Raw genomic sequence first — 12,654 nt, 5'->3', positions numbered from 1 at the left:
AAATGAAATTACCCATTTCTTTCCTACCAGCTATTTGCCTTGGTTTATTTTTACCACTTATTCTAAGTACCTTACCACCAATAGGGTTCATCGGCTTTTTATGCATTCTGTTGCTTTGTTTTGTAAAGCGCTATATTTGGGTACGCCATCTTTTATTTATATTATTGGGATTTTTATACACTGTTATACGGGTAGAGTCCGCTTTAAACAATCGCTTGCCACTAGAATTAAACAAACAAACTCAAGAGTTGATTATTGTTGTACGAGACCTACCTCAACAAACTGAATATGGCCATCGTTTTATTGCAGAAGTTTTATCAAATACGCCTCATATCCCCAAAAAAATAATTTTGACTGATTATCAGAAACAACAATGGCCAACAGGCAGTAAATGGCGCGTACAGGCTGCATTAAACACACCCGTATCAACAGTTAACTTAACTGGTTTTAATAGTGAAGCATGGCATTTAAGCCATCGAATAGGTGCCACAGGTTCGGTGAAAAAAAACCGCCACTTCTTAGGTTATAAGGCAAGTTTCGCTACCTATTTAGATCAATTTCGTGCTTTTTTGTCAAAACGCATTCATGATGTAGGTATTGAGTATCCAAGAGGTGCTTCTTTAATCGCGGCACTCACAATAGGTGAACAAAGTGCCTTAACACAAAGTGATTGGCAAGCTTTTCGACAAACAGGAATTACGCATCTGGTCAGTATTTCTGGTTTACACGTCACCATGGTCGCCATTTTTGCAGCCATGTGTGCCCATTTTATTTTATCTTTCCTTCAAATAAAACGTTTTCAACCCAAAACCATTATGCTCTGGGCAGGTGTATTGGCTGCCCTAGCCTATGCTTTATTAACAGGGTTTTCTGTCCCCACACAACGCAGTGTGTTTATGTTATTAGCAGCAGCGACAATGATTTGTAGCAACAAGTATTTTACTGCATGGCAAATTTGGTGGACAGCACTCACCTTGGTATTATTACTCGACCCCTTATATGCTTTAACCATAGGTTTTTGGCTTTCATTTGGTCTAGTGGCCAGTTTATTATGGGTCAGCACCAACAGAAAACAACAACAAAATAAATGGCAAACAGCCATTCGTGCTCAAACAGCAGCCACAGTTGCCTCTATTGTGCCACTTAGCTATTTTTTCGGACAATTTCCTATTCTCAGCCCTGCTGTTAATTCAATTGCTATCCCTTGGGTGTCATGGGTTCTGACACCCTTGGCCTTAATCAGTTTGATCATGCCTTTTGATTTACCTTTACTCCTAGCCTGTGCCCTTGCTCAATATAGCTTAGATGGGCTGGATATATTATTGCCTTTGGCCTATGAATACTCAATCAGTAAAGCACCTATATGGTTATTGACAACAAGTTTAATAGGTACCTTATTATTTTTGGCACCAACAGGGACACCTATGCGTTCTTTAGGGTTGTTGAGCATCATCATGGTTTTGGTTTACCAACCTACCCTACTTCAAAAAAATGAGGCAAAAATCACCATTTTGGATGTGGGGCAAGGAACAGCTATACTGGTCCAAACACAAAATCACACTTTATTATTCGATACAGGCATGGGTAGTGGTCACAAAATTGTGTTACCCAATCTTAGGGCTTTAGGGGTTCGCCATTTGGATAAATTGGTTTTGTCTCACAATGATGCAGATCATGATTCTGGTTTAGGTGATATTTTTACCGCCTTTCCCCATGCTGCCATTTTAGCTGGTCAACCTGAAGCTTACCCTGATTATTCAGTACAACATTGTACAGAAGGCGTCAATTGGCAATGGGATGGTGTTTTATTTGAATGGTTAACCCCCAATATAAATGCAAACAATAAAAATGATCAAAGTTGTGTTTTACGTATTTTGGCACAAAAACAAGCATTATTGATTACTGGGGATTTATCCGTAAAAGGGGAAAAACAATTAATTCATCTTTTTGACGATAGCTTATTGAGCCAAACACTGGTCTTGGGGCATCATGGCAGCAAAACATCTACTGATCGACAGTTTTTACAAACAGTGGATCCAGATCATGTCATTGTCAGTGCAGGCTTTGCAAATCGATATCGCCATCCACACCCTGAAGTCATAAACACAGTCACCCAACACGGTGCCACTATTTGGCGCACAGACACACAAGGAGCCATCAGCATTACTTTGGCAGAAGAAACGTCTATTGAACAACAAACACAATATAAACCTTTTTGGCAGTTAAAACCTTTTCATTAATATATCAAAGCGCCAAGTCTAATATACGCCTAAAGTTAGACAAATTTATCCATAAGTTAAAACATAGGCTGATTGAACAACTTAAGTGAGCTGTCAAACAGCACAATTGATGACTTATTTAAATTTAAAAATCATTCCTAAAGTGGTGTACTTTTTAATGATGACCATGGCACAAAAAAACCTCATATTATCATGAGGTTTTTTCATGCTAATGATCAAATAAATCAAGCAAACTTCATGCCCCCATGTTGTTGCTGGTTCATCTGCATTTGTCGATCCAGCTCTTTTTGCTGTGTTTCTATACCCATTTGATCATGCAATTGGTTTGCAGCCAATAAAGTTTGTTCTGGATTCACTTTAGAAGCATCAATAGCGTTGACAGTAGCAAAATCTCTTTTATTTGCTGATATAGCATAAAGGACATTTTCTTTTTCATTAATACCAATATGGGCAATTTTATCTGCACTCATACCTTTTTCAACACAAGCATAAGTGGTGGCTGCAATCATCGGTTCAGCCCATTTACCTGCACCTTTTTCAGTAAGTTGAGAACCTAGGCTAGACTCCAACTTGGCATAAATACTTTTAACATTATCATTCATAATGCTGTTTAAATCACCTTTACTGTCTTTTTCAGCATATAGGGTCGATTTTTCTTGTGAATAATCAGTATTGTCTGAAAACTTATCTTTGATACCTTGCCAAGTATCTTTAGCCTTATCAATACCATTTTCGAGATTATTTAATTTTTTCATGATCGGCTCTCTATTAGCACGAATCTCATCTCGATATTCTTTAATGGTTGCAGCTTCTTTTATTGCCAAATCTTTTGCTACAGAGTTTGATAAAACAGATGGCGATTTTTCATCTGTAAAATTAACCACTCCATGAGCATTATACTTGGTCATTTGCATGCCAGCAGCGCGCCACATATCGTTATTATTGGGCTTACCATCACCATAATCCCAATACTTTAAAGATTCTATTTCTTTAGGACGAGCATAAACCACATTTTTACCAAAATGATTATTGGCTGCACTCACGACATCGCCAGCCATCATATGATTGGTGACTTTACCATTGCTTTGAAGAGGAACTATTTTGTTATGACCAGTAAGGTCAGTGTATTTTAAACCAGCCGCACCATAGGCATTGAAGGTTTCAGCCTTTAAACCATATTCATATGCCGATACTTGTGCTAAAGCCCCTCCTAAAGAGTGACCTGTGACGGTTACTTCAGGTACAGGAACATTGTTTCTTTTAGCATAAGATTGTGCTTTTTCAAGTGCTAAATTAGTCAGCTCTAACGCATGAGGGATCTGAGGGTTGGTAAATTTAGATGCCATTTCATAATCAACAGCAGCATCTTTTTTGTTCCCTTCCGTACCTCTATGGGCAACAATAATTTCACCAGTATCAACTCTTTGATAAATTGTTCCCTGATAATCAGTCGTTTTATCTGAAGAATGCGCTAATACTGCGTATTCGATACCATTAATTGTATGAATATCATCTTTTTTTGCAGGGTTATATGAATGACTAGCTAAATCAGCATATTGTTTTTCAGAAATAGGCAAAATTATAACTCCTCTAACTCAATAATGAATGTGAAGTATTCTTCGGGCTTGAATGCTTCTTTATTAATACCGCTACTCAAATCACCTTTAACCCCTCTGGTCTCAGGGTAATCTTCTTTTAAGTGATTAATTTCAATTTTTTTAGTTTGTAGGTCTTCGGGGCTGATTGAAGCACTAAACTGTGTATTTTGCTCAGAATTTGTAGCAGAAAATAGTGCGATAAGCCGTCTAAAATCCCACTTACAGACCCCTTGACCATAATAATCTTCATCTTTCATTGCATCTACGTAAAAATCACCTCGATACTTGTTATCTGCAATTTTTTTGAACTGAAGAGGAATATTTTTATCTGGATGAGCTGTAGCAGCAGACAAACCTGCAAATTGATAAGTGCAGTTAGGCGCTTCATATGAAATAGACGTTTCTAACTTTTCAAAAGACCCAGGTGCATTTTCAACTGTGATGGTCATTTGATAATGCTTTTGAGGGTTAGGGTTTAACTGGAAACGTTTTTCTTCTGTTTCCTGAGTAGAAATAGGAAGTTGTTTTTCTTCATTCATAAGGATATTCCTGTTATTACAGCCTGCAAGAAGCAATAAAGAGATTGAGAAACAAAAAAATAATGAACGCACCATTGTATCCTTTAAGCTTAAGGCATGTTTATATTAATGGTAGATGGTAGCTTTTTTTATCATAAAAAGCAATTAAAAATGTTAGATGAATTTAAATAATATATTTAACAATGAATTAATGAGCATTATTTTAACTCCTCTAACTCAATAATGAATGTGAAGTATTCTTCAGGCTTGAATGCTTCTTTATTAATACCGCTACTCAAATCACCTTTAACCCCTCTGGTCTCAGGGTAATCTTCGTTTAAGTGATTAATTTCAATTTTTTTAGTTTGTAGATCTTCGGGGCTGATTGAAGCACTAAACTGTGTATCTTGCTCAAAATTTGTAGCAGAAAATAGTGCAATAAGCCGTCTAAAATCCCACTTACAGACCCCTTTCATCTTTCATTGCATCTACGTAAAAATCACCTCGATACTTGTTATCTGCAATTTTTTTGAACTGAAGAGGAATATTTTTATCTGGGTGAGCTGTAGCAGCAGACAAACCTGCAAATTGATAAGTGAAGTTAGGCGCTTCATATGAAATGGACGTTTCTAACTTTTCAAAAGACCCAGGTGCATTTTCAATGGTAATAGTCATTTGATAATGCTTTTGAGAGTTTAGATTTAATTGGAAATGTTTTTCTTCTACCTCTTGAGTAGAAACGGGCAAAATTCGTTCTTCACTATTAATTTTATTTTTAGTCATATAGATATTTTTATTGTTACAACATATAAGGAGTAATAAAAATATTGAGAAACAACAAAATAATGAATACACTATTGTATCCTTTAAACTTAAGTCATGTTTATATTAATAATGCATGATAGTTTTTTTATGCTAAAAACAATTTAAAATACCAAAAGAATTTAAAAAAGGTAAAAAAACAAGGCTGAATTTAATCAGCCTTGTTTCAACCATAACCAATAATAAACACTTATCTTTCTACTTGAGTCACATCCCGCACAGCCCCTGTATCTGCGCTAGTGGTTAACGCGGCATAAGCACGCAAAGCAGTAGAGACATAACGCTGACGTTTCACAGGTTTCCATGCTTGAGCGCCTTTAGCGTCCATCTTGGTGCGTCTTTGTGCCAGTTCTTCATCACTGACTTGTAAGTTAATGGTTCTGTTTGGGATATCAATATGAATAATATCGCCTTCTTCAATTAGACCAATTGCCCCACCAGCTGCCGCTTCAGGAGAAGCGTGACCAATAGACAAACCAGACGTACCACCTGAAAAACGTCCATCCGTTAATAAGGCACACTCTTTACCCAACCCTTTAGATTTTAAGTAACTGGTGGGATACAACATTTCTTGCATACCGGGACCACCTTTAGGGCCTTCATAACGAATCACAACCACATCCTTAGCCTGAATTTGATCACCTAAAATGGCCTCTACGGCTTCTTCCTGACTTTCAAAAACCCTTGCTTTGCCTGTAAAAACCAAAATACTGTCATCTACGCCCGCTGTTTTTACAATACAACCATTAAGCGCAATATTGCCATATAAAGCAGCTAAACCACCATCTTGAGAATAGGCGTGTTCTTTATCACGAATACACCCGTTAGCACGATCTAAATCCAATTGATCCCATTGTTTGTTTTGGCTAAATGCCTGTGTAGTGATGACACCACCAGGGGCAGCCAGATAACGCTCTTTGGCTTGAGTATTGTCTGGATTGATCACATCCCAGTTAGCCAAAGCATCTTTTAAAGTACCACTATGAATATTATTCACACTGGTATCAAGCAACCCTACTCGATCTAATTCAGCCAAAATACCCATTACCCCACCTGCACGATGAACGTCTTCCATATGATATTTTTGGGTAGCTGGTGCCACTTTACATAAGCAAGGCACCTTACGGCTAATTTGATCTATATCTGCCATTTTAAAATTAACTTCTGCTTCACTGGCGGCAGCCAATAAATGTAACACTGTATTGGTTGATCCACCCATTGCCACGTCTAGAGCCATGGCATTTGCAAAAGCAGCTTTAGTGGCAATACTGCGCGGCAATACACTTGCATCGTCTTGTTCATAATAGCGTTTTGCCACAGCAACAATAGTACGCGCCGCTTCTAAAAATAATTCTTTACGATGAGCATGTGTGGCCAATAAAGAACCATTTCCTGGCAAAGACAAGCCCAACGCTTCGGTTAAACAGTTCATTGAATTGGCTGTAAACATACCCGAACAAGAACCACAGGTAGGGCATGCACTGCGCTCAACCTTGGCAACTTCTTCATCAGAAACTTGATCATTACCCGCATCAATCATGGCATCAATCAAATCTAATTTACGTACCACATCACCTGCCACACCAATTACTTTACCTGCTTCCATTGGTCCACCAGAAACAAATATGGTGGGGATATTCAAACGTAAAGAGGCCATTAACATGCCTGGGGTAATTTTGTCACAGTTAGAAATACACACTAAGGCATCGGCACAATGTGCATTGACCATATACTCAACTGAATCAGCAATTAGCTCACGACTGGGTAAACTGTACAACATACCCGAATGCCCCATTGCAATACCATCGTCTACGGCAATGGTATTAAATTCTTTAGCAATACCACCTGCAGCTTCGATTTCACGAGCAACCAACTGGCCTAACTCATGTAAATGCACATGCCCTGGCACAAATTGGGTAAAAGAATTGGCAATAGCAATAATGGGTTTACCAAAATCATTGTCTTTAACGCCAGTGGCGCGCCAAAGCGCACGGGCGCCAGCCATATTACGGCCATGGGTAGAGGTTTTTGAACGATATTGCGGCATGATGGATTCCCTTAATCTGTTTTTATCAAAGCATATAGCTTTAAACTATACACCTTTACATTGCTTACCTAAAAATTTTTGTTTGATTTCAGTACTCGTACAAGTCCAGCCTTCTAATCTTTTATTACTTGGATTAATCACAGGTTTGAGCTGTATTTTTTTGCCTGAAAAATATTGATTCTCTTGATTCATAATAATGGTTATTTTACCAGACTTACGACTGACCTGAACATCAGCAAACTTAAGTTTAGTTTCTGGGCTATTTGGGAAATAACCTTTTTGTTGATAAAAATGACTCATTTGTTCTTGAAGAGGAGCGGTTTCTCTTAGGGTTCTTTCCATTTGTGCTTTAGAAATATAATCATTATAAGCGGGCAACATAATCGCAGCCAACATGCCACCAATAAAAATAAAGCCAAAGACACCGATGCCACAGGCAATCAATACAGCAACCAAATTGCCCCCGCCTTTTTGTTGGCAAAATCGCTTTATTTGCTGTTTATCTTCATAGTAAGACAACTGCTCTACATGATTTTTAGTATATCGATAATACCAACTGTTGCCATATAAACCTGGAATTAAAAATAAGCCAATCACCACAACAAACAGTAAAATTGAAAATATCAAGCCGATACTCTCTTTAAAGAAAGGGGTCAGTATCGCCATGACAATAGATAATAAAATTAATGAAGCTATAGGCACAAAAAAATAAATAACAGCCCGCACCCACATTTTTCTGTAAATCAACCAAAACAGTGTCACAAAACCTGCTGCCCAGTTCCATGAAACAAAAGAGTCTTGCTGATCAAACCGTTTAAATATCTTCTTATAATAAGCCTGATTTGTGCCAACGAATAACCCATATAATGATTCATATGAATAACCCGTTGCTTCATTCATTTGAGGTTGCTGAGCCCTATTTGAAAAATCTTGAGATGCTGTTTGATCCTGTTGCTTCTGATGTAAATCGTGTCCACACTGTCCGCAATTCATCGCAAATTCAGGATTGGCAAAGCCACATTTAACACATTTCATTATTATTTCCCCTTAATTTTTTAAAACCCAATATAGCTATTATTGCTTTAAGACATAACCATATTCAATATAACAAATAAATGCTTCACAAGCATCAAATAATCAAGTTCTTTAACAACCTACTCAAATATTTAAGACAAATCGCTTGATATACTCTTAAAAAAAACAACAAAGCAGCGTATGATATTAGATTCTATTTTCTCTTTTCTGATTCCAAATCTTAAACAAGGAGTGTTAACCATGCAGTTATCCAAACGCGTGTTGTCCATTAAAGAATCCCCAACTCTTGCTATTGCTGCAAAAGCAGCAAAAATGAAAGCAGACGGTTTAGATGTGATCGCTTTGGCAACAGGTGAGCCTGATTTTGATACCCCAGAACATATTAAAACAGCAGCAAAAAAAGCAATGGATGCTGGTTTTACAAAATACACGCCTGTAGGCGGTACACCCACACTCAAAAAAGCAGTGATTGCTAAATTCAAACGAGACAATAATATTGACTATGCCGCCAATGAAATATTGGTTTCTGTTGGTGGCAAACAAGGCATTTATAATTTATGTATGGCTTACTTAAATGCAGGGGACGAAGTCATTATTCCCGCACCTTATTGGGTATCTTATCCAGACATGGTTATTTTGGCTGAAGGAGTACCTGTTGTTGTGGAATGTGGCATTGAACAAAACTTCAAAATGAGTGCAGCTCAATTGGAAGCAGCCATTACCCCTAAAACACGTATGGTGATCATTAATTCACCCTCAAACCCTTCTGGCGCAGTTTATACCTTAGAGGAACTAAAAGAACTGGCCGCTGTGTTGAAAAAACACCCAGAAATACTGATTGCCTCTGATGATATGTATGAACATATTATGTTGGGCGATACTCAGTTTTTTAATATTTTAAATGCTGACCCATCATTAAAAGAACAAACAGTATTGTTTAATGGTGTTTCAAAAGCATACAGCATGACTGGCTGGCGTATTGGTTTTGCTGGTGGTCCAGCAAAATTAATTAAGGCCATGACCGATATCCAGTCTCAATCAACCTCTAACCCAACCTCTATTTCTCAGGTTGCAGCAGAGGAAGCACTCAATGGTGATCAGGGTTGTTTAAAACCAATGCTAGACGCGTTCAACCGCCGTCATCAATATGTAGTTGGGCGCTTTAATAAAATACGTGGTTTAAAATGCTTGCCTGCTGGTGGTGCATTTTATGCTTATGTAGATTGCCGTGAAGCCATTCAAAATCTATTTAAAGAAGGTAAAATCAGCGAAGCTAACGACTTAAGCTTTGGAAATTATCTATTAGAAAAAGAAAATGTTGCGATTGTGCCTGGCTCTGCCTTTGGTACTGAAGGGTACTTCCGTGTATCCTTTGCCACCAGTGACAGCAATTTGGAAAAAGCGTTAGATCGTATTGAAAAAGCTTTGGCATAACAAGAGGAAATATTGTCAAAAAGGATGCTTTAAGCATCCTTTTTTATTTTCCATCATATGTTGTATTAGGAACGGTAATCGGCGTTAATACGCACATAATCATAAGAAAAATCACAGGTATACACAGTTGTATTAACTTGCCCCCGATTAAGCTTAACAGTTACAGTAATCTCATCTTGTGCCATGACCCTAGCACCATCTTCTTCCTGATAACTTAAAGCCCGTCCTCCCTTTTCTGCCACCAAAACGTCATCTAAAAAGAGTTGAATCTGATTCACATCTAAATCATTGACCCCAGCATAGCCGATCGCACACAATAAGCGCCCTAAATTTGGATCACTGGCAAAAAAAGCTGTTTTGACTAAAGGAGAATGAGCAATGGCATAAGCAACTTTTTGAGCTTCTTCCTTTGTTGCTGCATTTTGTGCATTTATGGTCATAAATTTGGTCGCACCTTCACCGTCTCTTACGATTGCCTGTGCAAGCTCTAAGGCTAGCGAACTTAGGGTTTCTTTTAATAATTCATAATCTGCACTGCCTATCTGATCAATAGGTGTATTTTTTGCTGCACCAGTAGCCATAATCACAAAACTGTCGTTCGTACTGGTATCCCCATCTACAGTAATACAATTAAATGAAGTATCTGCAACTTCTTTAACCAGCTGATTCAGAACATTTTGGCTAATAGCAGCATCTGTACCGATAAAACCCAACATTGTTGCCATATTGGGGTGGATCATCCCCGAACCTTTAGAAACACCAGTAAACGACACGCTTGTACCATCACTCAAATTCATTTTTCTGCTGGCAGCTTTAGGTAATGTATCGGTGGTCATAATGGCTTGAGCCACTGTGCCCCATGTTGTTTGTTTAAGAGAAGACAAAGCATTGGTGATTTTATTCACAGGTAATGGTTCTAAAATGACCCCAGTAGAAAATGGCAAAACTTGTTCTGTGATCAATCCAAACTGTTTGGCAACACTTTGACACACAGAACGTGCGTTATCTCGCCCAGTTTGTCCAGTCCCTGCATTGGCGTTTCCTGTATTAATCACCAGTGCTCTAGGCGCAACTGAACCAGCTAAAATTTCTTTGCACAAAACAACAGGTGCCGCACAAAACCGATTTTGGGTAAATACGCCTGCAACAGTTGTGCCATCAGCCAATAAAATCACGGTTAAATCATGATGATCAGGCTTCTTTATGCCTGCTTGACCAACAAATAACGAGATACCATCAATTGCATACAATTGACTTTCTTCTTTCACTGACAAATTTACAGCCATATCACACCTCTTCAATTTATTACTGCATCTCTACCCGTTTAAAATGACGTAATCTAAACCCCAATAAATACAGAGCAACAAAATAGACAAAAGCACCTAAAAGTACCAAAGCAGTCAATTGCATGACTCTCAATCCCATAGAAACATCCCAGCTCAACTGAAGTGCTGTATTGGCAAACCACAAACTGCCCCCCATCAGCACAAGCGCAATGGAAATTTTCATAAAAAAACCACCCCAACCTTTTTGGGGCCGATATATTTTACTTTTAACCAGCAAATAAAACAAAATAGCTGCATTTAAACAAGCACCTAAACCAATTGATAGGGCAAGCCCAGCATGCGCCAACTTCCAGACAAACATCAAATTCATTAGCTGGGTGGCACATAAGGTCACGATGGCAACTTTTACAGGGGTTTTAATATTTTGGCGAGAATAAAAACCAGGTGCCAATACTTTGACCAAAATCAAGCCTGTTAAACCAATTGCATAAGCGATTAAAGCTTGCTGTGTCATTACCGCATCATTCATGGAAAACTGACCACGTACAAATAAAGTAGCAATCAAAGGCATAGACAACACAGCCAAGCCAACCGCTGCGGGCAAACTTAATAATAATGATAGTTTGATGCCCCAATCGAGTAAATGTGAAAACTCTTCAGTAGATGCTTTTGTTGCATGTTTGGATAATGTTGGCAATAAAATGGTCCCTAAAGCAACGCCTAAAATGCCTGTAGGAAACTCCATTAAACGGTCTGCATAATACATCCATGAAACACTGCCACTTTGTAAAAATGACGCAAAAATAGTATTAATCACCAATGAGACCTGTGCAACAGAGACCCCTAAAATGGCAGGTCCCATTTGTTTTAATACCCTAAGGACAGCTGAATCTTTAAAATCTATTTTTGGCCAAACCAATAGACCTATTTTTTTCAAATACGGCAACTGAAAAGCCAGTTGCAAAATACCCCCAATAAATACAGCCCATGCCAATACCAAAACAGGTGGGTCAAAATAAGGAGTCAGGTATAAAGAGCAAACAATAAAAGATATATTTAAAAAAGTGGGGGTAAATGCGGGGATGCTGAATTTATGGTACGCATTTAACACACTGCCCACTAAAGAAGATAAGGAAATCAGAAAAATATAGGGAAACGTAATTCTTAATAGTGAAACGGTCAAATCAAATTTATTTTGATCATCCGTAAACCCTGGTGCAGAAATATAAATAACCCATGGTGCCACCAAAATACCAATAGCGGTCACAACAAAAAGAACTAAGCTTAACAAACCAGCCACTTTGGCTAAAAATGCCTGTGTTTCTTCATGCGTTTTTTTATGTTTATACTCGGTAAAAATAGGCACGAACGCTTGAGAAAATGCACCTTCGGCAAAAATACGCCGAAGTAAATTGGGTAATTTAAACGCCACAAAAAAAGCATCTGTTGCCATACCTGCACCAAAAATGCGTGCAATAATCATGTCTCGAACAAACCCCAGTACACGAGAAACCATCGTCATACTACTAACCGTAGCAAGGGCTTTGAGTAAATTCATAAAAGATCTTTCAACTTAACCATCTCAGAAAATCAGGCATTGTACACCGATAAATGATGGGATAAATATCCCCTTTGACCCAATTTTATAATGACAACAGGCCTTTTTAAAAAAAG

General features: G+C 38.1%; 10 protein-coding genes. 2 read left to right on the top strand and 8 right to left on the bottom strand.

Annotated features, from left to right (window positions below; all coding sequences use genetic code 11):
• Positions 1-2 precede the first annotated feature (2 nt).
• Positions 3-2,240 carry a DNA internalization-related competence protein ComEC/Rec2 gene (locus AADH04_RS10765; protein ID WP_434777277.1) on the top strand — a complete coding sequence of 746 codons (2,238 nt, stop codon included), beginning with the start codon at positions 3-5 and terminating at the stop codon, positions 2,238-2,240.
• 224 nt (positions 2,241-2,464) lie between these two features.
• On the opposite strand, the gene AADH04_RS10760 is transcribed toward AADH04_RS10765, so the two are convergent.
• The 6 genes from AADH04_RS10760 to AADH04_RS10735 all read right to left on the bottom strand — a co-directional run bounded on the left by AADH04_RS10760 (position 2,465) and on the right by AADH04_RS10735 (position 8,260).
• On the bottom strand, positions 2,465-3,817 hold the full coding sequence (locus AADH04_RS10760) for a lipase family protein (RefSeq protein ID WP_434777276.1): 1,353 nt from the start codon (positions 3,815-3,817) through the stop codon (positions 2,465-2,467).
• A gap of 2 nt (positions 3,818-3,819) precedes the next feature.
• Positions 3,820-4,377, bottom strand: coding sequence for a hypothetical protein (locus tag AADH04_RS10755; protein ID WP_434777275.1), 558 nt, complete (start codon positions 4,375-4,377; stop codon positions 3,820-3,822).
• A gap of 197 nt (positions 4,378-4,574) precedes the next feature.
• Positions 4,575-4,832, bottom strand: a complete 258-nt coding sequence (locus AADH04_RS10750; protein ID WP_434777274.1) for a hypothetical protein — start codon at positions 4,830-4,832, stop codon at positions 4,575-4,577.
• Positions 4,816-5,139, bottom strand: a complete 324-nt coding sequence (locus tag AADH04_RS10745) for a hypothetical protein (RefSeq protein ID WP_434777273.1) — start codon at positions 5,137-5,139, stop codon at positions 4,816-4,818. The genes AADH04_RS10750 and AADH04_RS10745 overlap by 17 nt, the downstream gene beginning before the upstream one ends.
• 229 nt (positions 5,140-5,368) lie before the next feature.
• Positions 5,369-7,225, bottom strand: coding sequence for a dihydroxy-acid dehydratase (gene ilvD / locus AADH04_RS10740; RefSeq protein WP_434777272.1), 1,857 nt, complete (start codon positions 7,223-7,225; stop codon positions 5,369-5,371).
• A gap of 45 nt (positions 7,226-7,270) precedes the next feature.
• Entirely contained in the window at positions 7,271-8,260 is a 990-nt protein-coding gene (locus tag AADH04_RS10735; protein WP_434777271.1) for a pilin, read from the bottom strand.
• Between the two features lie 240 nt (positions 8,261-8,500).
• Here AADH04_RS10735 and AADH04_RS10730 point away from each other — a divergent pair, with 240 nt between their 5' ends.
• Complete coding sequence (locus AADH04_RS10730; RefSeq protein ID WP_434777270.1) at positions 8,501-9,694, top strand: pyridoxal phosphate-dependent aminotransferase; 1,194 nt, start codon at positions 8,501-8,503, stop codon at positions 9,692-9,694.
• Positions 9,695-9,759: 65 nt separating this feature from the next.
• Here the strand turns inward: AADH04_RS10730 and argJ are convergent, their stop codons facing one another.
• Positions 9,760-10,980, bottom strand: a complete 1,221-nt coding sequence (argJ, locus tag AADH04_RS10725) for a bifunctional glutamate N-acetyltransferase/amino-acid acetyltransferase ArgJ (RefSeq protein WP_434777269.1) — start codon at positions 10,978-10,980, stop codon at positions 9,760-9,762.
• A gap of 19 nt (positions 10,981-10,999) precedes the next feature.
• A complete protein-coding gene (gene murJ, locus AADH04_RS10720; protein ID WP_434777268.1) occupies positions 11,000-12,538 on the bottom strand; it encodes a murein biosynthesis integral membrane protein MurJ in 1,539 nt (512 codons plus the stop codon).
• Between the last annotated feature and the right edge of the window lie 116 nt (positions 12,539-12,654).

This window comes from Neisseria sp. Ec49-e6-T10 (genome assembly GCF_051132615.1).
In the GTDB taxonomy this organism is placed as follows: domain Bacteria; phylum Pseudomonadota; class Gammaproteobacteria; order Burkholderiales; family Neisseriaceae.
Note: the sequence above shows the minus strand (reverse complement) of the source record. Positions and strands in the feature narration are given on the sequence as shown.